Source organism: Roseateles chitinivorans (assembly GCF_050632235.1).
Lineage (GTDB): Bacteria > Pseudomonadota > Gammaproteobacteria > Burkholderiales > Burkholderiaceae_C > Roseateles > Roseateles chitinivorans_A.
In genome coordinates this window covers 1,831,167-1,856,853 of record NZ_CP192584.1, presented here as the reverse complement: position 1 = coordinate 1,856,853, position 25,687 = coordinate 1,831,167, and the positions used below count along the sequence as shown (strand labels likewise).

The window sequence follows — 25,687 nt, the reverse complement described above, 5'->3', positions numbered from 1 at the left end:
AAGGATCGGAAGGGTCTCGCCCCGCTCAGGCGCGCGGGCGTCCGGGGACGGTCCCCGGGGCGGCGGTGGCGGAGTGAGGAAGGGATTGCCGCGTCTCGGCGTCGGCCTTGCGGCCGGCCGGCGTGGCGAAGCTGCCGAGGATGCGCTCCAGGCCCGTGCGGGCCCGGGCCAGCGCGCCCTCGCTGCGCAGGAAGCGCGCGTCGTGATGCAGCGACAGGATCAGGCCGTGCATCTCGAAGAGGATCTGGTCCGGATCGGCGTCCGGCACCAGGTGGCCGACCTCCTGCGCCAGCAGGATGGCCTTGCGGATCGCGGCGTGCCAGTCGCGCACCATGCCGACCAGCGCGTCGCGCACCAGGCCCGGCCGGTCGTCGAATTCCACGGCGCCGCTGATGTAGATGCAGCCCGAGTCGACCTCGACCGAGGTGCGGTGCACCCAGCGCTCGAACAGCGCGCGCAGGCGCGGCAGGCCGCGCGGCTGGCGGATCGCGGTGTAGAAGACTTCTTCCTCGAACTTGGCGTGGTACTCGCGCACCACGGCGATCTGCAGTTCCTCGCGCGAGCCGAAGTGGGCGAAGACCCCGGACTTGCTCATCTTCGTCACGTCGGCGAGCGCGCCGATGGACAGCCCCTCCAGCCCCATGTGCGAGGCCAGGCCCAGCGCCGCGTCGAGGATCGCGGCCCGGGTCTGCGCGCCCTTCTGCAACGAGCGCGAGCCGCTGCGCGAGGACGCGAGCGGCTTGGCGGCGGCAGGCTTGGCGGAGGTGAAGGAGGAGGTGGACACGGTGCCCGGAATAATAAAACGAACGATCGTTCTATTTTGAGCAGTTCCGGGCCGGAAACGCAATCCTTGACCACCCTTTTTTAGTGATGCCGGCCTAAAAAAGCAGCGCACCCACCATCCGCGCAGCCGCTGTCGCGCCCCGCCGGGCCCGAGTTCAGCAGGCCGGGATGACCGCTTCAAGACCATCGGGGGTAGCGCGGCATCGACACGAGGGTTTACCCGACCCCGCGCGGTCGACTTCTCTGCGACGCTGGGTCACCTGCAGGGCGCAGGCCGGAGCGATCCTCGCCAAGAGTGACCTTCGACGACGCGGGCCTGCCGGATGCCGGCATAGACTGGCCTAAACAGGGAGCCAGAAGAATGTACAAGCCATCGAATGGCGTGTTGCGCGTTCTGGTGTGCCGGGTGCAATCCCGGTTGTGCGGCCTGCCGCTGGACGCCGTCGAGGAGACCCTGCGCCCGCAACCGTTGCGGCCGCTGGTGTCGCCGGTCGTCCACGTCCAGGGTCTGGCGCGCATCCGCGGCGACTGGGTGCCGGTCGTCGACCTGACCGGGCTGCTCGGCCTGGCCTCCGGACACGGCGACGACCCGCCCCGGCGCTACGTGATCGTGCGCGCGGGCGAGCGCCGCGTCGCGCTGGCCGCGACCGAAGTGCTCGGTCTGCAGACCCTGCCGGCCGACGGCGTCCGCGCCCTGCCCCCGTTGCTGCGGGACCGCGAGCACGGCGCCATCGCCGCACTCGCCGAGCGCGACGACGACCTGATCGCCGTGCTCGACCAGGCCCGCCTGCTGCCGGCCGAGACCCTGGTCTCGTTCCATGACGCCGCCGGACACGATGGCGACACGCCCCCTCACGCAGGGGCCGCCTCATGACGCGCGCCGCGCCGGCCGACGTCGACATCCCCGCCTTGCTGCCGCGGTTGCGCGCACTGCTCGCCGCCCGGCTCGGACTGCACTTCGACGAACGACAGGATGACCGGCTCACCGCGGCGCTCACGCGCGTCGCGGGGCCGGTCAGTCCAGCGCGCTTCCTCGACCAGATGGAGCTCGCGCCGACACGCGCGCGGCTCGACGCGCTGGCGGCGGAACTGACCGTCGGCGAGACCTTCTTCTTCCGGCATGCCGAGCAGTTCGACGCGCTGCGTTTCGACCTGTTGCCGGGCATGGTGCGCAGCCTCTCGGAGTCCACGCAGGCGGCGCCCGGCGGCCGGTGGGGCGGACAACTCGGCGGCCCCGGTCGACGGCTGCGTGCGCTGTCCGCCGGCTGCGCCAGCGGCGAGGAGGCCTACACCCTGGCGGTCACGCTGCACCGCGCCGGCCTGCAGGCGCAGGGCGTCGACTGGGAGGTCCTCGCCGTGGACCTGAACCCGGCCGCGCTGGCCCGCGCCACGGCCGCCCGCTACGGCGAATGGAGCCTGCGCGCGACGCCGCAGGAACAGCGCGACCTCTGGTTCCATCGTGTCGATCCCGGCGTCTGGACGCCGCTCCCGGCGATCCGGGAACGCGTGCGCTTCGCGCAGCGCCACCTCGGCCAGCCCGACGCGATGTTCTGGGCGCCCGGCAGCTTCGACATCATCTTCTGCCGCAACGTGCTGATCTACTTCGAGCCCGGCGCGCTGCGGCAGGCGATCCGCAACCTGACCGGCGCGCTCGCGCCGGGCGGCGTGCTCTTCCTCGGCCATGCGGAGACCTTGCGCGGCAAGGATGTGGCGACCGAGGCCGGCCTGGTGCTGCGGCAGGCGCACGGCTGCTTCTTCTATCGCCGGGAGCTGATCGAGAACACCCGCGCCTGGCCCTTGGCATGGACTGCGGCGGCGGCCCCCGCGACTCCGTCCACGGGGGGCGCCGCGACCGAGACGGCCATCCAGGCATCGCCCGGATGGGCCGCCGATGCGACCGCCGCGGAAGCCCCTTCAAGCCTCTCCGATCCAGGCGAAGACGCCGACCAGGCGCTGCTCGACGAGGCGCTGCACCTGATCGAGGCCGGTCAGGTGGAGGACGGACTGCGCGCCTGCGCCCGGCTGATCACACCCGGCACGCCGGCGGCGCTGCAGGCCGAGGGCCTGTTCCTGCACGGCCTGGCGATGGAGGAACGCGGCCAGTTGCCCGCCGCCGAATGGCATCACCAGCGCGCCGCCGCGAAGGACGCCTCGTTCGCGCTGCCCCACCTGCGGCTGGGCCTGCTCGCGCGGCGCCGGGGCGAGGTCATCGCCGCGCACCGCGAGTTGCGCCGGGCGCTGGAACTGCTGGACGAGGAATCGACCGAGCGGCTGCGCCGCTTCGGCGGCGGCTTCGACCGCGACGACCTGCGGCGCCTGTGCCGCGATGAAATGCAGGAGACCCGCGCATGACGCAAGCGTCCCGCGAACTGCTGGCCGAATGGCGCGAGTCCTTCGACCGCTCGTTCGGCGAGCCCCGCCGCCACGCCGACGAGGAAGCGGTCCTCGACGTGCTGGGCATACGGATTGCCGGCGACCCCTTCGCCCTGAACTTGGCCGACCTGGCCGGACTCACACCCGCCATGCCCGCCGCCCCGTATCCCGCCGCCGCCCCCGGGCTGCTCGGACTCGCCGGTCATCAGGGCCAGGTCTTGCCGCTGTACGACCTGCAGGCGCTGATCGGCCGCGGCCATGCCCAGGACGTGCGCTGGTGGGCGATCGCGCGCGCCGCGCCGCTGGCGCTGGCCTTCGAGGGCTTCGACGGCCAGTGGCGGCTCGCCGCCGGCGACCGGCTGCAGCAGAACGACGCCGCCGGCACCGGCTGGGCCGTGCGCTGCGGCGGCGCGCTGCGCCCGCTGATCGAGCTGGACGGCCTGATCGAGGCCGTCTCCGCGAACTCGACCACGACAAGCGCCGGCGCCGCCGGCCAATGACAGGGAGACCCGTGCCATGTGGACCTTCGGAAGAAAGCTGTCGGTGGGCTTCGCGCTGTCCTTCGCGCTGCTGCTGCTCATCGGGATCCTGTCCTACCGCGGCGTCGACGTGCTGACGCAGACCAGCTACCAGGTGACCCGCACGCATGCGGCGGTGGGCCACATCGGCTCGCTGATGAGCTACATGAAAGACGCCGAGACCGCGCAGCGCGGCTACCTGCTCACCGGCGAGGAGCCCTACCTCGAGCCCTACCGCAGCGCACTCGCCAACGTGCCCCGCGCGCTGGCGGAACTCAAGCCGCTCCTGCGCGACAGCCCCGCGCAGCAGACCCGGTTCAGCCAGGCGAGCACCATGATCGACGGCCTGCTGCAGCTGCACAAGGAGCGCATCGAGTCGCGGCGCGCCAGCGGCCTGGAGGCGGCGCTGAAGATGGTCGCGCTGGGCGAAGGCAAGCGTCGCATGGACGAGCTGCGCGCGGTCGTCGGCCAGATGGAGGAGGAGGAGAACGACCTGCTGCGCGAACGCGCGAAGGACGTCGAGTCCACCGCCACCACGGTGCGCGCGGCCATCGTCTGGGGCACGGTGGCGGGCGCGCTGCTGGTGCTGATCGCGGCGCTGACGCTGAGCCGCGCGCTCAGCGGCCAGGTCGGCACGGCGGTGAAGCACGTGCAGCGCTCGTCGGCCGAGCTGCAGGCCGCCGCGAACCAGCAGGCCGCCGGCGCGCGCGAGACGGCGACCTCGATGACCGAGATCTCCACCACCATCTCCGAGCTGCTGGCCACCTCGCGCCAGATCGCCGACAGCGCGCAGCGCGTCGTCGTCATCGCGGAGCAGACGGCCGGCCTCGCCCGTGGCGGCGACGGCACGTTGCAGTCCGCGCGCGAGAGCATCGCCGCGATGCGGCGGCAGATCGACCTGGTCGTCGACCACATGCTGGACCTGGGCCGCAAGTCGCAGCAGATCGGCGTCGTGCTGGACCTGGTCGGCGAGCTGGCCGAACAGACCAACATCCTGGCGATCAACGCGACGATCGAGGCCACCGTGGCCGGCGACGCCGGCCGGCGCTTCAGCGTCGTCGCGGACGAGATCCGCAAGCTCGCCGACCGCATGACGGCGTCGACCAAGGAGATCCGCCTGCAGATCGACGACGTGCGCGGCGCCGTCAACACCACGGTGATGGCGACCGAGACCGGCTCCAAGGCGGTCGACGCCGGCGCGCGCCAGTTCGACGACGTCGCCGCGAGCTTCGCCAAGATCGCCGGCCAGGTCGTCACGACGACCGACGCGGCGCGCGAGATCGAGCTTTCCACCAAGCAGCAGGCCACCGCCGTCGAGCAGCTCAACGTCGCGCTGTCCAACACCGCCCAGGCCTCGCGCGAGACCGAGGCCAGCTCCGGCCAGACCTCGCAGACCGCCACCGAGCTGGCAGAGATGTCCCGCGACCTGCTGCGCCTGGTGCAGTCGCAGCCGACCTGATCGGGACACCCACGCCGTGGCCAAGGACCCCTACCGTTTCTTCCGCGTGGAAGCCCGCGATCTGCTGCGGCAGATGAGCGAGGCCGTGCTCGCCGCCGAGCAGGCGCCGGCGCCCGACCTGCCCGCCCGGCTGCTGCGCCTGGCCCACACGCTCAAGGGCGCCGCCAGCGTGGTGCGCCTGCCCGCGATCGCGGCGCAAGCCCATGCGATCGAGGACCTGCTCACGCCGCTGCGCGACGCCGACGAGGCCCCGGGCCGCGCCGAACTCGATGCGCTGCTGGCCTTGATCGACGCGGCGGAGGAGTCGATCACGGCGCTCGATGTCCCCGCGGCCGGCGCGCCGGCCGCGGCGGACAAGTCCCGGCCCCCGCCTCGGCGCCGAAGGCCGAGGCGTCCGCCGAGCCGGCTCAGGTCGCACAGGTCGCACAGGTCGCACAGGAGGCCGAGTCAACGCCCGTCGACGATCTCGTCGGCGCGGTGCTGACGATCCCTCAGCTGATGCCTGAGGAACTCGACGGCCTGCTCGCCGACATCGCGCGCACGCAAGGTCACCTCGCGCCGCTGGAGCGCGCCGGCATGCTGCTGCGCGAGCTGCGCGGCGCACTCCAGGACCAGCAGGAGATCCTGGCCGGGCCACTGGCACGCATCGAGGATCAGATCGAGCGCGGCGCGCGCCAGCTCGCGCGCGAGCTCGTCGCCTTGCGCGACAGCGCCGAGCAACTGCGGCTGCTGCCGGCCTCGCAGCTGCTCCCGCCCCTGCAGCGCGTAACGCGTGACGCCGCGCGCTCGCAGGACAAGCAGGCCCGGCTGACCGGCCACGGCGGCGACGTGAAACTGGAGGCGGCGTTGCTGAACGCCATCTCCGGCGCGCTGGTGCAGATGGTGCGCAACGCCGTGGCGCACGGGATCGAATCGCCGGCCGAGCGCGCCGCCGCCGGCAAGCCGCCGCAGGGACTCATCGAACTGCGCATCGAACGGCGCGGCAGGGAGGTCCTGTTCTGCTGCTCGGACGACGGTGCGGGGCTGGATCTGGACGCCGTGCGGCGCACCGCCGTCGACAAGGGCATTGCCGGCGCGGCCTATCTCGACGACGAGGCCCTCGTCGAACGCCTGCTGCGCGGCGGCCTGAGCACCGCGCGGCGCGTCGACTCGCTCGCCGGACGCGGCGTCGGCATGGACCTGGTGCGCGACACCGCCGACCGCCTCGGCGGCCGGCTCACGCTGCGCAGCCGGCGCGGCGAAGGCACGACGGTCGAACTCTGCGTCCCGATGCAGCTGGCCGCGCTGCGCGCGATCCGCCTGTGCGCCGGCACCGTGTCGGCCTGGGTGCCGCTCGAAGCCGTCGAATGCGTGCTGCAGCGCCCGGAGCTGAACGGCTCGCACGTGGCCGTCGGCGACGAACTGCTGCCCCACCTCTCGCTGGCCGAGGCGCTGCGCCCCGGCGTCGCCGCCCCGGCGCCACGCTCGGCGCTGGTGCTGCGCGCGGGCGGACAGCGCGCCGTGCTGGGCGTGGATTCGCTGGACGGCGTCACCAGCGTCGTGCTGCGGCCGCCGCCGGCGCTGCTGCCGGCGTCGCCGCTGATCTCCGGCCTGGCGCTGGACGCGGCCCAGCAGCCGGTGCCGGTGCTCGCGCCCGAAGGCCTGATCGCCGCGGCGCGCCAGGCGCGGCCCCGTCCGGTCGCGGCGCCGGCCCGGACCGGCACCATCCTGGTCATCGACGACTCGCTCACCACGCGCATGCTCGAGCAGAGCATCCTCGAGGCGGCCGGCTACCGCGTGCACATGGCCGCCTCCGCCGAGGACGGCCTGGAGGCCGCCAGGCGCGAGCGGTATGCGCTGATCCTGTGCGACGTGGAGATGCCGGGCATGGACGGTTTCGAATTCATGACCCGCATCCGCGGCGACGCGTCGCTGCGCGACATCCCGGCGGTGCTGGTGACCTCGCGCAACGCGCCCGAGGACCTCGCGCGCGGCAAGGCCGTCGGCGCGGACGGCTACATCGTCAAGGGCGAGTTCGCGCAGAACGAGTTCCTCGCGCAGGTCGCGCGCCTGGTCGCGCGCTCGGCCCAGGCGGCCTTCAACGCCGCATCGGCGCAGGGAGCGTCCGCATGAGCGGCGGCGCGGGCATGGGCGGCGCGGGCGGCGGCGGCATCGGCGGCCTGGGCGGCAGCGCGCCGCCGTCGACGAAGACCTTGCGCGTGCTGGTGGTCGAGGACTCGATCACCGTGCTGGCCCACATCCGCGAGGTGCTGGCCGCACAGAGCGACATCGAGGTCGTGGGCGAGGCCCATGACGGCGCGACCGCCGTGGCGCTGTGCCAGCAACTGCGGCCGGACGTGGTCTCGATGGACATGATGCTGCCGGGCATGGACGGCCAGGCGGCGACCGAGGCCATCATGGCCCACTGCCCGACGCCGATCCTGATCGTCTCGTCGTCCACCAACCGCGGCGAGCTGCTGCGCACCTACGAGGCGCTGGCCGCCGGTGCCGTCGAGGTGCTCGAGAAACCCAGCGCCGGCCAGCCCGAGGGCGAATGGGAGCGCCACTACGTGCGGCTGCTGCGGCTGGTGTCGCGCATCCGCGTCATCACGCACGTGCGGGCGCGCATCGGCGGCCGGCCCACCCCGCGGACGTCGGCGGCGGCGCCGGCCCCGCTGCCCCGCCGGTCCGTGCTGGCGCTGGGCGCTTCCACGGGCGGTCCCGGCGCGCTGATGACGGTGCTGCAGGCGCTGCCCGCGCCGGCGCCGCTGCCGGTGCTGATCGTGATGCACATCAACGCCGTCTTCAGCCGCGGCTTCGCCGAGTGGCTGGACGCGCAGACGCCGCACCGCGTGCGCTACGCCCACGGCGGCGAGCGGCTGCGCGACCTGGCGGGCCAGGTCGTGCTGGCGCCGCCGGACGTGCACCTGGTCGTGCGCGGGGGACAACTCGAGCTCATCCACACGGCGCCGCGGCATTCCTGCCGGCCGTCGGTGGACGAGCTCTTCGAATCACTGGCCGCGGAGATCGGCCCGGGCGTCGCGGCGGCGCTGCTGACCGGCATGGGACGGGACGGGGCCGCGGGCCTGCTCGCGATCCGCCGGGCCGGCGGCGCGACGCTGGCGCAGGATGAAGCCAGTTCGATGGTCTACGGCATGCCGCGGGAGGCCGCCCAGCTGGGCGCCGCCGAGCGCGTGCTGCCGTTGACCGACATCGGCCCCGCCCTGTTGGGCTTGAGCGGCATGGCCTGGGGAGGAGCCCACACATGAACAAGAGAACCCTCATCGTCGAGGACAGTCTGACGGTCCGGATGGACCTGCGCGAGGCGCTCGAGGACGCCGGCTTCGACTGCGTCGAATGCGCGACGCTGGCGCAGGCCCGGGCCGCGCTGGCCGAGGCCATGCCGGCGCTGGTCCTGCTGGACAACCAGCTGCCCGACGGCGACGGCGGCAGCTGGCTGGCCGAGCTGCGCGCCGCGCCGCAGGGTGGCGCCGACTGCGTCGTGCTGATCCTGTCCAACGCCTCGCAGACCAGCGACCGGCTGCGCGGCATCGCGCACGGCGCGGACGAGTACGTCGGCAAGCCTTACGACCGCAGCTACGTCGTCGACCGCGCCCGCGAGCTGGTGCGTCAGCGGCAGGCCCGCGTGCAGACGCCGGAGCCGCATGTCGCCTCGGTGCTGCTGATCGACGACAGCGAGACCTTCCGCGAGGCGCTGTGCGAGGCGCTGGAGCCGCACGGCTACGACATCTACATGGCCGCCAACGGCGAGGAAGGCCTGCGCCAGGCCGCGGCGCTGCGGCCCAACGCGGTGATCGTCGACCAGCACATGCCGGGCATCGACGGCGCGGCGGTGATCCGCCGACTGCGGCTGGACCCGGCGCTGCGCCACACGCCCTGCCTGCTGCTGACCGCGGACGAAGGCCCGGAAGCGGAACTGCGCGCGCTGGAAGCCGGCGCCGACGCGTTCGCGCGCAAGCAGGACGACGTGGACCTGATCCTGGCGCGCGTGGCCGCGATGTTGCGCAGCGCCAAGTCCAGCCTGCCGGAACAGGGCGCGAGCCTGCTCGGTCCGAAGCGGCTGCTGCTGGTCGACGACAGCGCCAACGTGCTGGCGGAACTCGGCGCGACGCTGCGCGACGACGGCTACGACGTGATCGCCGCCGGCACCGGCGAGCTGGCGCTGGAGCTGCTCGCGGTGCAGCCCGTGGACGCCGTGCTGCTGGACGTGCAGATGCCCGGCATCGGCGGGCTGGAGACCTGCCGGCGGATCAAGTCCGCGCCGGCCCTGCGCGACATCCCGGTGGTGCTGCTGACGGCATTCGAGGGACGCGCCTCGATGCTGGCCGGCCTCGAGGCCGGCGCCGACGACTACGTCGTCAAGGCCAACGGCGAGGTCGAGCTGCTCAAGGCGCGGCTGCGCGCCCAGCTACGGCGCAAGCAGTTCGAGGACGAGGCCCGCCGCGTCCATGCCGAGCTGCACAGCAACGCGATGGAGGCCGCCGAGGCTCGCGCCGCGCGCGACCTGGCCGACAGCCGCGCCGAACTGCTGTCCGTGCTGCAGCAGCGCAACGATGCGCTGGAGCAGCTCAATGCCGAACTCAGCCGCGCCAGCAGCGCCAAGACCGCCTTCCTGTCGACGATGTCGCACGAGCTGCGCACGCCGCTGAATGCCGTGATCGGCTTCGCCCAGCTGATGCGCGACGGCGCGGCCGGCCCGGTCAGCGAGCGCCAGTCCGAGTTCTGCAACCACATCCACAACGCCGGACAGCATCTGCTGTCGCTGGTCAACGACCTGCTGGACATGGCCAAGATCGAGGCCGGCCGGGTCGACCTCGACATCGAGCCGGTGGAGCTCGACGAGCTGCTGCGCGACGCGCTGGCGATCGTCCAGGAACGCGCGCGGCTGAACCGCATCCAGATGGACTTCTTCGGCGTGGGCGGCAACCAGCGGCTGTGCGTCGATCGCCGCCGGCTGCGGCAGATCATCTACAACCTGTTGTCCAACGCCGCGAAGTTCACGCCCAAGGGCGGCAACATCCGGCTCGAGGCGCGCCGCGTGACGCGGCTGCGCGCGCGCGAGGCGCTGCCGGGTTTCCCGGACGGGCGGCGCTCGGAGCTGCCGGAAAGCGAGTACGGCGAGTTCATCCAGATCAGCGTCACCGACAACGGCATCGGCATTCCGCCGGAGGGGCTGGACAAGCTCTTCCAGCCTTTCAACCAGGTCCGCAACGTGCTGACGCACAAGGTCGAGGGCACCGGCCTGGGCCTGGCGACGGTGGCGCGCCTGGTGCAGCTGCACGGCGGCGCGGTGGCGGTGAGCAGCGCGCCCGACAAGGGCAGCTGCTTCACCTGCTGGCTGCCGTGGCGCGACCCGGTGGTGCCCGACGTCATCCTGCCGGACGAGCCCGGCGCACGCCCGCTGGCGCTCGTGATCGAGCACAACGAGCCGGCCGCGGCGCTGATGCAGACGCAGCTGAACGCGGCGGGCTTCCGCGTCCGCCACGTGGCGTCGGCCGAGGCGGCGCTCGAACTCGCGCCGCAGCTGCGGCCCGACCTGATCACGCTGGAGGTCAACCTGCCGGGCGGCCTGGACGGCTGGGAGCTGCTGTCCCGCCTGAAGAACCTGCCGGGCTGGGCGCACATCCCGGTGGTGGTCGTGTCGGTGGATGCGGGGCAGGAAGTGGCGCTGTCGCTCGGCGCGTCGGCGGTGCTGCACAAGCCGGTCTCGCGCAAGGCCCTGAGCAAGGAGCTGGAGATGCTCGGCTTCAAGCCGACGGCCACGCGCAAGTTCCTGGTGCTGGCGATCAGCGATGCGCCGGGCGACCTGCAGTCGCTCAGCGCGCACCTGTCGCAGCCCGGCTTCTCGGTGCTGCGCGCGACCGGCGGCAAGGAAGGCATCGACCTGGCGCGGCGCCACGTGCCCGACCTGATCGTGCTGGACCTGCTGATGACGGAGGTCGACGGCATCGGCGTCGTCGAGGCCTTGCAGCGCGATCCGCTGACGGCGGCGATCCCGGTGATCGTCGTCGCGGCCTCGCAGCTGACGACGCGCGACCGCGAGCTGCTGAACCGCCACGTGCAGCGCGCGACGCGGGAACCCGGGGTCGACGGTGCGTCACCGGCGCCCGCGCCGGGCGCGCCTGGAACGCCTGGCGCACGCGCGCCGTCGAATCCTCAAGGACACTTCATGGACGAGGTCAAACGCGCGATCAGCCGCACGAGCTGGGGCGACCTCGATCCGCTGGACGAATGACCACGAACGGGACGTGTGACGAGGGAGACACGACATCACGATGCAAGCGACTGCGATTCCCATGACCATCGTCCTCGTCGAGGACTCGTTGACCATCCGCCGCCAGCTGCTGCAGCGGCTGGACACCGTGCCCGGGCTGCGCGTGGTCGGCGAGGCCGCCGATGAGACCACCGCCCTCACCCTGATCGGCCATCTGCGGCCGGACGCCGTGCTGCTGGACCTGTCGCTCGCGCAGGGCGGCTCCGGCCTGACGGTGCTGAAGGCGCTGCGCAAGCAGGGCTATGCGGGACAGGTGCACGTGCTGTCGCACCAGACCGACGCGTACCGCGCGGCGGTGCTGGCGGCCGGTGCGAACGGCTTCTTCGACAAGGCCGAGGAACTCGACGTGATGCTGCGCCAGCTGATCGGCCAGGCGGAGGTGCCCGCGCCGGAGCCGCTCTCCCCGGCGGCGCTGCGGGAGCGGCTGGACCAGACGGTGAAGCTCGCGATGCGGGACGGTTCGGAGGTCGTCGTGCATGTGATCGCGGGACCGGCCGCGTCGCTGCCGCCGCTGGCGGCGCAGCTGATCGTCGCGCTCGACGGCGCCGACCTGATCGGCTGGAGCGGCGCGCCGGGCGATGCGCAACTCTGCGTCGTCCAGATCGACAGCGACGACGCGCCCCCGATGCAGGAGCGCTTGGCGGCGCTCGCGCCGGACACCCGGCTGGGGCAGGCCCGGTTGCCGGACGACGCGCTGTCCGCCGGCGGGCTGGTGGCGGTCGCGGAACTCCGCGCGCTGGGGAAATTGGCGTCCTGAGCCCGTGACGGCCGCGCGACCGGGAGGCCTGACCCGAAAGAGTCAGCCCGTGCTGGTCATTTCCCGACTTGAACCTCGCTGATCGGGCGCCTAAGTTCGGCGAACAGCTGAAATGACGTCTCGGCGGCACCACCGTGCGCGTCTGGCACTTGAGTTGCCCCCTCCGACTGGATTACTCTCTGTCGCAGGAGGTCAACGACCGTGGACGTTCTCCAGCTGGACATCTCGGGCCGCCCGCAGGCCTGGATCTCGTCGAAGGAAGCAGCGGTGCTCTATGCCAGCGACGCGATCGCGTGGACGCTGGGCGCCCCCTTCCACGTCCTGCGCGGCGGATACCAGCGGCTGACCGGGCTGCAATCGCGCATCGAGCTGCACCCGATCGTCGCGGTCCGCGGCGCGGTGCCGAGCCGCGCCTGGCGCCAGGCGCCGGCGCTGTCCAACTTCAAGCTCTTCGCACGGGACCGCCATGTCTGCGCCTACTGCGGGCACGTGCTGCATGCCGACCTGCTGACGCGGGAGCACATCCAGCCGGTGTCGCGCAACGGCCGGGACACGTGGATGAACTGCATCACCGCCTGCCGCGCCTGCAATGGCCGCAAGGGCAGCCGCACGCCGGAAGAGGCGCACATGGCGCTGCTCTACCTGCCCTACGTGCCCAGCCTGCACGAGGACATGATCCTGCGCGGCCGCCGCATCGTGGCGGACCAGATGGAGTTCCTGCTGGCGAGCGTGCCCAAGTCGTCGCGGCTCTACGCCTCGTAGAGATCCTCGACGCGGATCGGCAGGTGCCGCACCCGCGTCCCCGTCGCATGGAACACCGCGTTCGCGACCGCCGCGGCGACGCCCACCATCACGACCTCGCCCAGCCCCTTCACGCCCTGCGCATTGAGCTTGGGATCAGGCTCGTCGATGAAGTCGACGTCGATGCGGCCGATGTCCGCCGCGACCGGGATCACGTACTCCGCCAGGTCCGCGTTGAGGAAACCGCCGTGGCGCGGGTCCACCTCGCTGATCTCGCGCAGCGAGGCGCCGATGCCCCAGACCACGCCGCCTTCGACCTGGCTGCGCGCGGTGCGACGGCTGATGACGCGGCCGCAATCGATGACGCTGGCGCATCGCGCGACACGGATGCGGCGCGTGGTCGGCTCGACGTGGACCTCGATGAAATGGGCGGCGTAGCTGAACGCGACGAAGTCCGGATACACCGGCCCCGCCGCGGCGGGCAGGCCGCCGTCCAGGCGACCGAAGACCTGTTCGGGCTGTCCCGGCGCGCGCGTCTGGCTGCGGGCTTCGGCGACCTCCTGTCCACTGGCCTTCAGCAGGTCGAGCAGGCTGCCGGCGCCGTTCGCGCCGGCCTTGGCGCGCAGGTCCTCCATCAGGCGGCGGCACGCCTCCTCGACGGCCGGCAGCGCCGTCGCCGTGCCCCACGAGCCCGCCGTGACGTGCTGCGGCGCGACCTGCGTGTCGCCGATGCGGATCTCGATGGCGGCGACCGGCGCGCCCGTGAGGCGCGCGACGCTCGTGGCGATCGCGGTACGCATGCCCTGCCCCATCTCATGACCGCCCACCGACACCTGCAGGCGGCCCGAGGACTCGAGCCGGACATGCGCCCGGGCCGGCGCGGAGGCCGCCTTGTAGGCGCCGATCGCCATGCCCAGCCCCACCAGCGTGCCGTCGGGCAAGGTCATCGACCGCGGCGCTGCGCTGCGCCGCTTCCAGCCGATCAGGTCGGCACCGCGCCGCAGGCAGGCGCCCACATGGCGCGACGAATACGGCTTGCCGGTCAGCGGATCGGCGGTACCGTCGTTCAACAGCCGCAGCGCGACCGGATCGATGCCGGTGGCGGTCGCCAGTTCATCCATGGCGAGCTCGAACGCGAAGACCGACGGATGTTCGTGCGGGCCGCGCATGAAGCCCGGGGTCTGGACATCGGTGCGGATCAGCCGGTCGGCGCTGCGGAAGTGCTTGATGTCGTAGAGCCGCGCGGTGGTGTCGCTGCCGGTCGACGGGAAGAAGTCGTGGCGCGAGGTCTGCTGGTCGGTCTCGTGGATCGCCGCCAGCACGCGGCCCTGGCGATCGGCGCCCAGGCGCACGCGCTGCACGCTGCGCGGCCGGAAGGAGGTGTTGTGGAAGAGCAGCGCGCGCGGCACGACCAGCTTCACCGGCCGCCCCAGCCGCCGCGCGGCGATGGCGACCAGCACCGTCTGCGATTGCAGCGAGTTCTTCTGCCCGAAGCCGCCGCCGATCGTCGGTGACATCACGCGCACGGCGGACGGCGGCAGGCCGAGCTGGCGCGCCAGGCCGTGGCGCAGGGACTCGGCGTTCTGCGTCGGTTCATGGACGGTCAGTTGATCGCCGTCCCAGAGGGCCAGCGTGGCGATCAGCTCCATCGGGTTCTGATGCTGCGGCGGCATCTGCGCCGTGACGTCGATCCGCACCGGCGCCTGCGCGACAACCGCATCCGCGTCGCCGACCCGCTTGTCGGCGAGGAACGGGAGCGGCAGCGCCGCGGGCTGCCCGATCGTCTGGGCGCCGGGCGAGTCCGGCGTCGCGGCGACGGTCGCCGGCGTGATCCGCGCGGAGACGCGCTGCGCGCCTTCGCGGGCGGCCTCGAGCGACTCCGCCACGACCAGCGCGATGTACTGGCCGCGGTAGGCGATGTCCGCGCCCGACAGGGGCTGCAGGCTCTGGAAGCCGAAGCCGCCGCCCATCAGGAAACCGGCGCCCTGCAACGGTCCGATGTTGGCGTGCGTGAGCACGAGGCGCACGCCCGGCACACGCTCCGCCGCCGCGGTGTCGATCGCCTCGATGCGGCCGCGGCCGACGGGCGCCGGCACCAGCGCCGCATGCAGCACGCCGGCGGGGACGTGGTCGGCCGCGTAGCGGGTCGCGCCGCGCACCTTGTCGCGCGCGTCGACGCGCTCGGGCCCGTCGCGGCGGCTGGGGGAAGCTGGGGAGGACGTCGCCATGTCAGAGCCTTTCCTTCGATTGCATCAGCGCGTCGGTGAGCGTGTCGATCCCGAGCGCGACCTTGAAGCGGTTGTGCGGCAGCGGCCGCGCGTCGGCGAAGACCAGCTCGGCGGCCTGACGCGCGGACTCGCGGGTCAGCGCGCGGCCGCGCAGGTGGCGCTCCGCCGCGACGGCACGCCAGGGCCGCGTGGCGACGCCGCCCAGCCCGATGCGCACGTCGATGACCTGCCCCGCCGTCATCTGCAGCCCGACGGCGGCGGACACCAGCGCGAAGGCGTAGGACTCGCGATCGCGCACCTTGTGATAGACCGAGGCCTTCATCGCCGGGGAGCGCGGAATGCGGAGGGCGACGATCAGTTCGTCCGGTGCCAGCTGCGTCTCGATGTGCGGCGTGTCGCCGGGCTCGCGGTGCAGCTCGAGCAAGGGCACGCTGCGCGCACCGCGCGGGCTGCGCAGGTCGACCACCGCATCGAAGGCCGCCAGCGTGATGGCGAGGTCGCCGGGATAGGTGGCGATGCAGTGGCTGCTGCCGCCGAACAGCGCGTGGCCGCGGTTCGCGCCCTCCAGCGCCGAGCAGCCGGTGCCGGGCTCGCGCTTGTTGCAGGGATAGGCGGGCGTGCCTCGGAAGTAGGCGCAGCGGGTGCGCTGCAGCAGGTTGCCGCCCAGCGTCGCCATGTTGCGGATCTGCTGGGACGCGGCCTTCCACAGCGACTCGCTGAGCGCGGGGAATTCGCTGCGCACACGCTCGTGGTCGGCGACCTCGCCCATCGTCATGCCGGCGCCGAAGCGCCATTCGGTGCGGCCCAGCTCGATCGTGCGGAGGTCCTGGCAGCGCGTCACATCGATGAGCGCGGTCGGCGCCTCGACATTCAGCTTCATCAGGTCGAAAAGCGTCGTGCCGCCGCCGAGATAGCGCAGGCCGGGCGCCTCGTCCGCCGCGCGTCGCGCCAGGACGGCGTTCGCGCTGTCCGGGCTGCCGTAGCTGAAGTCACGCATGCTCGCCTCCCTTCATCCGGCGGGCGCCGTCGCGCACCGCCTCGAGGATGGCGACGTAGGCGCCGCATCGACAGAGGTTGCCGCTCATGTACTCGCGGATCTGGTCGTCGGTCTGCGCGTGGCCTTCGCGCACGCAGGCGATCGCGGCCATGATCTGGCCGGGCGTGCAGTACCCGCATTGCAGCGCGTCATGATCGATGAAGGCCTGCTGCATCACGTGCAGGGCGCCGTCGGCGCGCTCCAGGCCCTCGATCGTGCGGACCTCTCGGCCGTCGCACTTCGCCGCGAGCGTCAGGCAGGACGCCACGCGGCGGCCGTCGACATGCACGGTGCAGGCGCCGCACTGGCCGTGGTCGCAGCCCTTCTTGGTGCCGGTCAGTTGCAGGTCTTCGCGCAACACGTCGAGCAGCGAGGCACGCGCCTCGATCCGCAGCGCGTGGGGCCGGCCGTTGACGACGACCTCGCAGCGCGGCGCGCTCGCGGATGGCGGCGTGGCGAGGCCGGGCGAGGCGCATCCGGCGGTCAGCGCTGGACCCGCGACGCTCGCGGTGGTTACCATGAACGCTCGGCGATCGAGGGTCGTGGATGGGGAGGAATCACTCATCGGACGGGTCCTTCGGCAAGGGGAATGCGCGAGCCTAGGGGCCCGTGAAGCACCTGTGAAGTACGCACTTTTCGGGCGCCTGATTACCTGCCGGTAACCTTTGGACCAATCATGACCACCCCCACCTCCCGCACCGCGCCCCCGCATCACTTCGTCCATCCCCACAGCGGCGAGCCGCTGGATCCCGAAGTCGAAGGCGTGGTCCGCGACATCATCGGCAGGGTCGCGGACAAGTGGTCGCTGATCGCGCTGGAGGTGCTGACGGAGCACGGTCGGCTGCGCTTCACCGAGGTCCGGCAACGCGTCGGGGCGGTGAGTCAGAAGGTGCTCACGCAGGTGCTGCGCGGCATGGAGGAGGACGGCCTGCTCACGCGCACCGTGCATGCGGAAGTGCCGCCCCGCGTGGAGTACGAGCTGACGCCGCTGGGCCGCGAACTGAGCCGCGCGCTGTGTGGCGTGTGGCAATGGGCCGAGCGCCATCGGGAAGAGATTGCGCAGGCACGGCAGCGCTTTGCGACGCTCGCTGAAGTCAAGGCCGCCCGGAGCGCGTGAACCGCCGGGCGACGGATTTGCCCGTGTCGGCGGTGCAGTCGTCCGCTCCGCTTAAGAGCCTCCAAAGCCGGCTGCTGTAGAGTCTCTCCACGCGGCCTTCACGGGCGGCAGGCCCGATGGCGGCGAGGTAAAGACTTGTTGCCTGGTCAACGGGAACACCCGATTGTTCGTTGGCCGGGCATCGACTTGGAGAACTGAGATGAAGAAGCTGCTGATTGCCACGATGGTGGTGGCCCTGGCCGCCTGCACGACGACGAATCCCGACGTGATCCAGCGCGGCGACGCGCAGCGCCTGTCGCAGGTGCAGGACGCGACGGTGCTGTCCTGGCGTCCGGTGACGGTGGACGGCTCGCAGAGCGGCGTCGGTGCCGTCGCGGGTGCGGTGGCGGGCGGCGTGGCCGGCGGCAGCGTGGGCGGCAGCCGCGAGGGCGTGATCGTCGGCGTGCTGGGCGCGGTGGCCGGCGCGGCGCTGGGCAACGCGGTGGAACGCAGCACGACGAAGGAACAGGCCGTCGAGATCCTGCTGCAGCTGCGCAACGGCGAACGCCGCGCGATCGTCCAGGCGCAAGGCAACGAGAACTTCGCCTCCGGCGAGCCGGTGATCATCGTCACCACCGGCGGCAAGTCGCGCGTGATGCGCGCGCCGGCGGCGACGCGGACGAACTGAGCGCTGCTCAAGCGGGCGTTGCACGCTCATCACGACGAAGGGGCCTCGCGGCCCCTTCTGTCGTTTCCGGCTCTGACATCAGCGAGCTGATCGCGACTCAGACCTCCATTGCAGTCATCGCTCTTCCTTAGAAGTGTGGATGAAAGAGGCTCATCAGCAATGCTTTGGGTTTGTTCTCGGAGAACCCCCTGCAGAACATGGCGGGATGAACAAACGTACCTCCTTCATCCTGCCCCGCCACCCTGACCCCTGCCCAAGAATGCCCGTTGAACGCGGGCCCGCCGACGAGGGAGTGGGATGGTGGGTTCCCGAAATCAAGCACACCTGCCTGGCGAAATACATCGACGGCACGCGCAAGGCCCAGACGAAGTTCCCGCGTCGTGTCCTGATCGACCCGTTCTGCGGCCCCGGCCGCGTTCAGATAAAGGGGAGGAGGACACTCGCGACGGCGGCGCGATCGTGGCATGGCGGCAGTCCGTCGCCTCGGGGTGTCCTTTCACGCACGTCTTCGTGGGCGATCTCGACGCCGATCGGGCCGAGGCCTGCGAGCACCGTCTTCGCGCCCTGGGCGCACCCGCACGACGCTTCGTGGGTCCGGCGGCCGAGACTGTGCCTCTCATGGTTCGCCAGGTTCCTCGCGGAGCGCTTTGCCTGGCCTACCTGGATCCCTACAACCTGCAATACCTGTCCTTTTCGCTCATCGAGCAACTGAGCCGCTTGAAGTGCGTGGACTTCGCCGTGCACTTCAGCCTCATGGATCTGACACGCAATGTCGACATGGAACTTGATCCCAAGCGTGATCGGTTCGCTGAGGCCGCGCCCGATTGGCGCCTCAACATGCCGAACGGTTTGTCGAAAGCGAGCCTCAAGGACTGGTTCTTCGACTACTGGTGCGGGAAGATTCGTGGACTCGGCATGACGATCAGCGATGTGATGCCGCTGATCGAATCCGAAGGCCGAGCGATTTATCGCCTGGTCTTCTTCAGCAGGAATCCGTTCCCGGAACGGATCTGGAACGACGTCGCAAAGAGTCCCAACCTGTCGCTACCCTTCTGATCAATCGCCTGGACTGCTTCATGACCACTGTCAGCCGCATCGAATGGACCGAGCGCACCTGGAATCCGACGGTCGGATGCACCAAGATCTCCCCGGATGCAAGCACTGCTACGCCGAAGTGATGGCGCGACGCCTGCAGGCCATGCGCGCACCGGGCTACGCCAACGGCTTCGAACTCACGCTGCTCCCCGATCGACTCGACGACCCTCTCGGTCGAAAGAAACCGACGGTGTATTTCGTGAACTCGATGTCCGACCTCTTCCACGACGAGATCCCGGATAAGTTCATCACCCAGGTTTTCGACGTCATCGCCCGGACGCCGCAGCACACCTACCAGATCCTCACCAAGCGCGCCGACCGTCTGGCCGCCTTCTTCGCAGCGCATCCGGTGCCGCGCAATGCGTGGATCGGCGTCTCCGTGGAGGATCGGAAATATGGTCTGCCGCGCATCGATCAACTCCGGAAGGTGCCGGCGTCGATTCGGTTCCTTTCGGTGGAACCGCTGCTCGAGGACCTCGGTCCGATAGACCTGAGCGATATGCATTGGGTGATCGTCGGCGGCGAGTCGGGGCCGAAAGCCAGGCCGATGAAAAAGGCATGGGCGCTGGCCGTGCAGCAACAGTGCGAGGCCCAGGGGGTCGCCTTCTTCTTCAAGCAATGGGGTGGCTGGGGCGCCGATGGGAAACGGCGTGCCAAGTCGGCCAACGGTCGCGTGCTCGAAGGACGCACCTGGGACGAGATGCCCGCCACGGCGCCCTGAGAATCCGCAGGGACGAACCGCTCGTCCTATTTCACCCGCTGCTTCTCCAGCTTGCGTGCCAGCGTGCGCCGGTGCATGCCCAACCGCCGCGCGGTCTCGGAGATGTTGAAGTCGGTCGCCGCCAGCGTCTCGTGGATGTGTTCCCATTCCAGCGTCTTGATGGACGTGGTCGCGCGATCGGTGACTTCGACGTCCGCATCGCCCTGGGCGCGCGAGAACGCGGCCTCGATGTCGTCGGTGTTCGCCGGCTTCGCGAGGTAGTGACGCGCGCCGAGCTTGATCGCCTCCACCGCCGTCGCGATGCTCGCGTAGCCGGTGAGCACGACGATCACCATCTCCTGGTCGTGCTCGTGCAGCGTCTGCACGCAGGCCAGGCCCGAGCCGCCGCCCGCCAGCTTCAGGTCGACGACCGCGTACTCCGGCGCCTCCTCCGGCCCGCGGTCGGCCAGCAGCTTCTGCACCTGCTCCACGGTCGTCGCGCGCAGCACCTGGTAGCCGCGGCGCTCGAACGAGCGCGACAGCGTGCGCGCGAACGCATCGTCGTCCTCGACGATCAGCAGCAGGCGGTCGGTATCCGCGGCGAGGTCATCCGTGGTCATGGGCGGCATTGTCAGGCAGTCCCAGGGGCGCCAGTGCGGACAGGGGCATCCGGATCTCCACCTCGGCGCCGCCGCCCTCCTCGGACGACCGGTTGCGCGCCTGCAGCCGCCCACCCAGCGAGCGCACGACGTTCAGCGCGAGGAACAGCCCCAGCCCGCCGCCCGCCCGGCCCTTGCTCGATTGATAGGGCTTGCCGAAGCGCTCCAGCATCTCGGGCAGGAAGCCGGTCCCGCGGTCGCTGACGCGCAGCACCAGCTCGCCCTCCTCGGCCAGCGCGCGCAACGTCACCGGGAGGCCCGGCGCGGCCTCGAGCGCGTTGTCCAGCACGTTGTCGATCATCTGCTTGAGCCCGACGTCCGACACGATCCGCACCTTCGGCAGATCCGACGCCGGCAGGTACTCCAGGCCGTGGTGCGGGCGCGTCGCGCGCCAGTGCTCGGCCAGCTCGTCGAGGAAGGCCTGCAGCGTCGTCACCGTCGGCGCCTCGCCGCGCAGCTCGCCCGCCGACATCAGGATCCCGCTGACGATCGCCTTGCAGCGGCGCAGCTGGATCTGCATCTCCTCGATCTCCTCGCGCAGCTCCGGATCGCCGGCGAACGGCGCCATCCGCGACCAGTCGCCCAGGATCACCGACAGCGTCGCCAGCGGCGTGCCGAGCTCGTGCGCCGCGCCCGAGGCGAGCAGGCCCATGCGGACGATGTGCTCCTCCTCGGCCGCGCGCTGGCGCAGGTCGGCCAGCCGCGCGTCGCGCTGGCGCAGGTTGCGCCCGATGCGCTGGATGAAGATCACCAGCAGCGCCGCGTTGATCGCGAAGCAGATCAGCAGACCGCCGATGTAGTGCGTCGGCAGCGCCAGCCCTTCCATGTCCGGCACCAGCAGCGGCAGGTGCCACTGCGTCAGCGCCACGAAGCAGCCGCCCGTCACCGCCACCGTGAACCAGATGTAGCGCGAGGGCAGCAGCACCGCGCCCACCGCGATCTGCAGCAGGAACAGGAAGATGAAGGGGTTGGTGACACCGCCGCTGTAGTACAGCTGGCCGCTCAGCACCGCGATGTCGACGAGCAGGCCGGCGAAGAGCTCGGCGTTACGCACGCTGGGCACCCAGCGGGTGCGCAGCCAGCAGGCCACGTTGAACAGCACCAGGATCGCCAGCAGCGTCAGCATCTCCGGCATCGGCAGCCGGATGTGCAGCGCGAAGTGCACCGACAGCACCGTGCCGAACTGCCCCGCCGCCGCCAGCCAGCGCAGCTGCACCAGCTGCTGCAGGTTGTTGCGGCCGGCCTGCAGCGCGCCTTCGCCCGAGGAGTCCTCGATGCCCAGCGCGCCCGCCGCGCCGTCCAGGTAACGGCTGTCGTCGGGGTGGTCGTCGTCCGGATCGGGACGGCTCAAGGGCATGGTCGGCGCCTCAGTCCCGCACGTCCGGGCCGGCTTCGGAGCCAGCATCCAGTCCGTCGTCACCATCAGCGTCGACACCTCGCCAAGGCCGGCTGTCGTCGCCATCGGTCGGGGATCTGCGGCGCTCCAAGCGCCACAGCCAGATCCCCACGCCGGCGAGCATCGCCGCCATCGCGAACCACGTCAGCGCGTACTGCAGATGGTGGTTGTTGAAGCGCACCACCGTCAACCCGCCGCGCGGCCATTGCGTCTGGTCGTCCGCCGCGGCGGCGTCGACGAAGTACGGCGCCACCGGCCCTTCGACCACCTTCCTCGCCTTGGCGATCGCAGCGACGTCGCGCGAGTACCAGCGGTCCTGCGCCGGCTCGTTCTTGCGCAGCAGGCTGCCGTCGGGCTCGGTGAGCCGCAGCAGGCCGATGACACGGTCCTCGCCCTGCGTCTCCGACGCCGTGCGCGACGCACGCGTCTTGAACTCCGGCGGCACGAAGCCGCGATTGACCAGCACCCAGTCGCCGCGCTCCGTGCGCAGCGGCGTCAGCACCCAATAGCCGGTGCCGAGCTCGGTGCTCGCGCCGACCAGCGTCTCGCGCGAGTGGTCGAAGGTGCCGGTGAGCGCGACCTTGCGGTACTCGTCGCCGTCCTTCGTGATCGCGTCCCAGCGGTCCGCGCCGGGCGCGCGCTCGGGCGCCGCCGCCAGCCGCTTGTCCAGCCGGGCGATCAGGTCTTCCTTCCACGCCAGCCGTTGCACCTGCCAGACGCCGAGGGAAATGAACACCGCAAACGAAAGGGCCGCGCCCAGCAGCAACGCCCAGAAGGCGATGCCGCGGCGCGGCCGCTGCGGTTCCGTGAGGAACGCGGTCATCAGGGCATGTTGCGCATGTCGTGGACCGGCATCATGTTGCTGTTCAGATGGAACATCACCCAGATCGAGCCGGCCAGCATGATCACCACGACGGCGATCGTGAAGATCAGCGACAGCATCGACCAGCCGCCCTCGACCTTCGAGTTCATGTGCAGGAAATAGACCATGTGGACCACGATCTGCACGGCCGCGAAGCCCAGCAGCACGATGCCCATCGCCGCCGACGACGAGATCGACTTCGTCATCACCAGGAAGAACGGGATCGCCGTCAGGATCAGCGACAGCAGGAAGCCGATCAGGTAGCCCTTGACGGTGGCGTGGTAGCCGACGTCCTCGTGGTCATCGTGCCCATGGTCGTCATGACCGTGGCCGTGGTCGTGTTGGTGGTTGTTGCTCACGGCAGCACTCCCATCAGATAAACGAAGGTGAAGACACCGATCCAGATCACGTCCAGGAAGTGCCAGAACATCGACAGGCAGATCAGGCGGCGCTTGTTTTCCTTGGTCAGACCCAGCTTGGAGACCTGGATCATCAGCGTGACCAGCCAGATGCAGCCGAAGGTGACGTGCAGGCCGTGCGTGCCGACCAGCGTGAAGAACGAGGACAGGAACGCGCTGCGCTGCGGACCCGCGCCTTCGTGGATCAGGTGCGCGAACTCATAGAGTTCCACCGCCAGGAAGCACAGGCCGAGCACGCCGGTGACCGCCAGCCAGGCCAGCGTGCCGGTCTTCTTGTTGCCCAGCATCTTGATCATGGCGAAGCCATAGGTGATCGAAGAGAGCAGCAGGAAACCGGTGTTCAGCGCCACCAGCGGCAGGTCGAAGAGGTCGGCGCCCGACGGGCCGGCCGCGTAGCTGCGGCCCAGCACCGCATACGTCGCGAACAGCACCGCGAAGATGAGGCAGTCGCTCATCAGGTAGATCCAGAACCCGAGCAGCGTGCCGTGCTGCGGGTGATGGTCGCCGTTGTCGTAGAACACCGGCGCGCCGGTGTTGTTCGTCAGGGTCGTTGCTTGCATTTGGAGTTCGCTCGCTGCGGAATCAGGCCTGGGCGGCCAGCACCTTGGTGCGGGCTTCTTCCGTGCGGGCCACTTCATCCGCGGGGATGTAGTAGTCGCGCTTGTAGTTGAAGGTGTGGACGATCGCCGCGATCACCGTGACCGCGAAGGCGACACCCGCCACCAGCCACATGTGCCAGATCAGGGCGAAGCCGAACAGCGTCGACAGGCCGGCCAGGATCACGCCGGCGCCGGTGTTCTTCGGCATGTGGATCTCCTTGAAGCCGTCGACCGGGCGCTGATGGCCGCGGGTCTTCATGTCGTGCCACGCGTCATGGTCGTGGACCACCGGCGTGAACGCGAAGTTGTACTGCGGCGGTGGCGACGAGGTCGACCACTCCAGCGTGCGGCCCTGCCACGGATCGCCGTCGAAGTCGCGCAGCTGGTCGCGCTTGAAGTAGCTCACCACCAGCTGGATCAGGAAGCTGCCGATGCCCGCTGCGATCAGCAGCGCGCCGAAGGCGGCGATCTGGAACCAGATCTGGAACGACGGATCGTCGAAGTGGCTCATGCGGCGCGTCACGCCCATCAGGCCCAGGACGTACAGCGGCGTGAAGGCCACGAAGAAGCCGATCTGCCAGAACCAGAACGAGCACTTGCCCCAGAACGGATCCAGCTTGTAGCCGAAGGCCTTGGGGAACCAGAACGAGATGCCCGCCAGCAGGCCGAACAGCACGCCGCCGATGATCACGTTGTGGAAGTGGGCGATCAGGAACAGCGAGTTGTGCAGCACGAAGTCGGCCGGCGGCACCGCCAGCAGCACGCCCGTCATGCCACCGATCACGAAGGTGACCATGAAGCCGACGGTCCAGTACATCGGGACCTCGAACTTGATGCGGCCGCGGTACATCGTGAACAGCCAGTTGAAGATCTTCGCGCCCGTCGGGATCGAGATGATCATCGTCGTGATGCCGAAGAACGAGTTGACGCTGGCCCCCGATCCCATCGTGAAGAAGTGGTGCAGCCACACGAGGTAGGACAGGATGGTGATCACGACGGTCGCGTAGACCATGGACGCGTAGCCGAACAGCTTCTTCTGGCTGAAGGTGGAGACCACCTCGGAGAAGATGCCGAAGGCCGGCAGCACCAGGATGTAGACCTCGGGGTGGCCCCAGATCCAGATCAGGTTGATGTACATCATGGCGTTGCCGCCAAGATCGGTCGTGAAGAAGTTGGTGCCGGCGTAACGGTCCAGCGACAGCAGCGCCAGAGCCGCGGTCAGGATCGGGAACGAGGCCACGATCAGGATGTTGGAGCACAGCGAGGTCCAGGTGAAGACCGGCATCTTCATCATGGTCATGCCCGGCGCGCGCATCTTGATGATGGTCGCGATCAGGTTGATGCCCGAGAGCGTGGTGCCGACACCCGCCACCTGCAGCGACCAGATGTAGTAGTCCACCCCCACGCCCGGACTGGCCAGCAGTCCCGACAGCGGCGGATAGGCCAGCCAGCCGGTGCGCGCGAATTCGCCGACGAACAGCGAGGCCATGCACAGCACGGCGCCGCCGGTGGTCATCCAGAAGCTGAAGTTGTTCAGGAACGGGAAGGCCACGTCGCGCGCGCCGATCTGCAGCGGCACGACGTAGTTCATGAAGCCCGTGATCAGCGGCATCGCCACGAAGAAGATCATGATCACGCCGTGGGCGGTGAAGACCTGGTCGTAGTGGTGCGGGGGCAGGAAGCCCAGCTGGTCGCCGAAGGCGATGGCCTGCTGCGCGCGCATCATGAGCGCGTCGGCGAAGCCGCGCAGCAGCATGACCAGGCCCAGCACGATGTACATGATGCCGATCTTCTTGTGGTCGATGCTGGTCACCCAGTCGCGCCAGAAGGGGCCCCACAGGCGGAACTTGGTCATCAGCGCGAGGACCACGAGGCCGCCCAGGGCGACCATCGCGAAGGTGCCGATCAGGATCGGCTCGTGCAGCGGAAGCGCCTCTAGGCTGAGGCGCCCGAAGATGAGCTTTTGAGCGTCAATCATCTTGGATCTCTGTTGTGCTTTCGATC

Annotated in this window: 24 protein-coding genes; 14 read left to right on the top strand and 10 right to left on the bottom strand. The window is 70.4% G+C overall.

Annotated elements, in window-relative coordinates:
- Positions 1 to 25 precede the first annotated feature (25 nt).
- Positions 26 to 784 (bottom strand): TetR/AcrR family transcriptional regulator, encoded by a 759-nt coding sequence (locus ACQ859_RS08325; protein ID WP_431265392.1) that lies wholly within the window; start codon positions 782 to 784, stop codon positions 26 to 28.
- A gap of 360 nt (positions 785 to 1,144) precedes the next feature.
- Here ACQ859_RS08325 and ACQ859_RS08320 point away from each other — a divergent pair, with 360 nt between their 5' ends.
- The 10 genes from ACQ859_RS08320 (at position 1,145) to ACQ859_RS08275 (ending at position 12,926) form a co-directional block, all read left to right on the top strand.
- Entirely contained in the window at positions 1,145 to 1,657 is a 513-nt protein-coding gene (locus tag ACQ859_RS08320) for a chemotaxis protein CheW (protein WP_431265391.1), read from the top strand.
- Positions 1,654 to 3,135, top strand: a complete 1,482-nt coding sequence (locus ACQ859_RS08315) for a CheR family methyltransferase (protein WP_431265390.1) — start codon at positions 1,654 to 1,656, stop codon at positions 3,133 to 3,135. Before ACQ859_RS08320 ends, ACQ859_RS08315 begins: the two co-directional genes overlap by 4 nt.
- Positions 3,132 to 3,656: a chemotaxis protein CheW gene (locus ACQ859_RS08310; RefSeq protein ID WP_431265389.1), complete on the top strand. Its 525-nt coding sequence runs from the start codon at positions 3,132 to 3,134 to the stop codon at positions 3,654 to 3,656. Before ACQ859_RS08315 ends, ACQ859_RS08310 begins: the two co-directional genes overlap by 4 nt.
- 16 nt (positions 3,657 to 3,672) lie before the next feature.
- A complete protein-coding gene (locus ACQ859_RS08305) occupies positions 3,673 to 5,133 on the top strand; it encodes a CHASE3 domain-containing protein (protein ID WP_431265388.1) in 1,461 nt (486 codons plus the stop codon).
- A 16-nt stretch (positions 5,134 to 5,149) separates the two neighbouring features.
- Positions 5,150 to 5,617, top strand: coding sequence for an Hpt domain-containing protein (locus ACQ859_RS08300; protein ID WP_431265387.1), 468 nt, complete (start codon positions 5,150 to 5,152; stop codon positions 5,615 to 5,617).
- Positions 5,611 to 7,245 carry a response regulator gene (locus ACQ859_RS08295; protein WP_431265386.1) on the top strand — a complete coding sequence of 545 codons (1,635 nt, stop codon included), beginning with the start codon at positions 5,611 to 5,613 and terminating at the stop codon, positions 7,243 to 7,245. The genes ACQ859_RS08300 and ACQ859_RS08295 overlap by 7 nt, the downstream gene beginning before the upstream one ends.
- Positions 7,242 to 8,381, top strand: a complete 1,140-nt coding sequence (gene cheB, locus ACQ859_RS08290; RefSeq protein ID WP_431265385.1) for a chemotaxis-specific protein-glutamate methyltransferase CheB — start codon at positions 7,242 to 7,244, stop codon at positions 8,379 to 8,381. Before ACQ859_RS08295 ends, cheB begins: the two co-directional genes overlap by 4 nt.
- On the top strand, positions 8,378 to 11,368 hold the full coding sequence (locus tag ACQ859_RS08285; protein ID WP_431265384.1) for a response regulator: 2,991 nt from the start codon (positions 8,378 to 8,380) through the stop codon (positions 11,366 to 11,368). Before cheB ends, ACQ859_RS08285 begins: the two co-directional genes overlap by 4 nt.
- A 61-nt stretch (positions 11,369 to 11,429) precedes the next feature.
- Positions 11,430 to 12,164 (top strand): response regulator, encoded by a 735-nt coding sequence (locus tag ACQ859_RS08280; protein ID WP_431265383.1) that lies wholly within the window; start codon positions 11,430 to 11,432, stop codon positions 12,162 to 12,164.
- 201 nt (positions 12,165 to 12,365) lie between these two features.
- A complete protein-coding gene (locus tag ACQ859_RS08275; protein WP_431265382.1) occupies positions 12,366 to 12,926 on the top strand; it encodes an HNH endonuclease in 561 nt (186 codons plus the stop codon).
- On the opposite strand, the gene ACQ859_RS08270 is transcribed toward ACQ859_RS08275, so the two are convergent.
- From ACQ859_RS08270 to ACQ859_RS08260, 3 genes are read right to left on the bottom strand one after another with little or no spacing between them, the layout of a single operon-like run.
- Entirely contained in the window at positions 12,914 to 15,133 is a 2,220-nt protein-coding gene (locus ACQ859_RS08270; RefSeq protein WP_431265381.1) for a xanthine dehydrogenase family protein molybdopterin-binding subunit, read from the bottom strand. The two genes, ACQ859_RS08275 and ACQ859_RS08270, sit on opposite strands and share 13 nt — an antisense overlap.
- A gap of 1 nt (position 15,134) precedes the next feature.
- A complete protein-coding gene (locus ACQ859_RS08265) occupies positions 15,135 to 16,130 on the bottom strand; it encodes an FAD binding domain-containing protein (RefSeq protein ID WP_431265380.1) in 996 nt (331 codons plus the stop codon).
- Entirely contained in the window at positions 16,123 to 16,689 is a 567-nt protein-coding gene (locus ACQ859_RS08260) for a (2Fe-2S)-binding protein (RefSeq protein WP_431265379.1), read from the bottom strand. The genes ACQ859_RS08265 and ACQ859_RS08260 overlap by 8 nt, the downstream gene beginning before the upstream one ends.
- A 156-nt stretch (positions 16,690 to 16,845) precedes the next feature.
- Here ACQ859_RS08260 and ACQ859_RS08255 point away from each other — a divergent pair, with 156 nt between their 5' ends.
- From ACQ859_RS08255 to ACQ859_RS08240, 4 genes are all read left to right on the top strand, one after another.
- On the top strand, positions 16,846 to 17,286 hold the full coding sequence (locus ACQ859_RS08255; protein WP_431265378.1) for a winged helix-turn-helix transcriptional regulator: 441 nt from the start codon (positions 16,846 to 16,848) through the stop codon (positions 17,284 to 17,286).
- Positions 17,287 to 17,485: 199 nt separating this feature from the next.
- Complete coding sequence (locus tag ACQ859_RS08250) at positions 17,486 to 17,953, top strand: glycine zipper 2TM domain-containing protein (RefSeq protein ID WP_431265377.1); 468 nt, start codon at positions 17,486 to 17,488, stop codon at positions 17,951 to 17,953.
- 297 nt (positions 17,954 to 18,250) lie between these two features.
- On the top strand, positions 18,251 to 19,009 hold the full coding sequence (tcmP, locus tag ACQ859_RS08245) for a three-Cys-motif partner protein TcmP (protein ID WP_431265376.1): 759 nt from the start codon (positions 18,251 to 18,253) through the stop codon (positions 19,007 to 19,009).
- Between the two features lie 121 nt (positions 19,010 to 19,130).
- Entirely contained in the window at positions 19,131 to 19,769 is a 639-nt protein-coding gene (locus tag ACQ859_RS08240; protein WP_431265375.1) for a phage Gp37/Gp68 family protein, read from the top strand.
- 26 nt (positions 19,770 to 19,795) lie between these two features.
- Here ACQ859_RS08240 and ACQ859_RS08235 read toward each other — a convergent pair whose 3' ends face one another.
- From ACQ859_RS08235 to cyoB, 6 genes are read right to left on the bottom strand one after another with little or no spacing between them, the layout of a single operon-like run.
- Positions 19,796 to 20,368 carry a response regulator transcription factor gene (locus ACQ859_RS08235; RefSeq protein ID WP_431265374.1) on the bottom strand — a complete coding sequence of 191 codons (573 nt, stop codon included), beginning with the start codon at positions 20,366 to 20,368 and terminating at the stop codon, positions 19,796 to 19,798.
- Entirely contained in the window at positions 20,355 to 21,764 is a 1,410-nt protein-coding gene (locus ACQ859_RS08230; RefSeq protein WP_431265373.1) for an ATP-binding protein, read from the bottom strand. Before ACQ859_RS08230 ends, ACQ859_RS08235 begins: the two co-directional genes overlap by 14 nt.
- 10 nt (positions 21,765 to 21,774) lie before the next feature.
- Positions 21,775 to 22,626, bottom strand: a complete 852-nt coding sequence (locus ACQ859_RS08225) for an SURF1 family protein (protein ID WP_431265372.1) — start codon at positions 22,624 to 22,626, stop codon at positions 21,775 to 21,777.
- Positions 22,626 to 23,024 carry a cytochrome o ubiquinol oxidase subunit IV gene (cyoD, locus tag ACQ859_RS08220; protein WP_431265371.1) on the bottom strand — a complete coding sequence of 133 codons (399 nt, stop codon included), beginning with the start codon at positions 23,022 to 23,024 and terminating at the stop codon, positions 22,626 to 22,628. Before cyoD ends, ACQ859_RS08225 begins: the two co-directional genes overlap by 1 nt.
- The gene (gene cyoC, locus ACQ859_RS08215) at positions 23,021 to 23,644 is read right to left on the bottom strand and encodes a cytochrome o ubiquinol oxidase subunit III (protein WP_088406189.1); all 624 of its coding nucleotides are present in this window, start codon (positions 23,642 to 23,644) and stop codon (positions 23,021 to 23,023) included. The genes cyoD and cyoC overlap by 4 nt, the downstream gene beginning before the upstream one ends.
- Positions 23,645 to 23,666: 22 nt before the next feature.
- Positions 23,667 to 25,661, bottom strand: a complete 1,995-nt coding sequence (cyoB, locus tag ACQ859_RS08210) for a cytochrome o ubiquinol oxidase subunit I (protein WP_431265370.1) — start codon at positions 25,659 to 25,661, stop codon at positions 23,667 to 23,669.
- Positions 25,662 to 25,687: the final 26 nt, after the last annotated feature.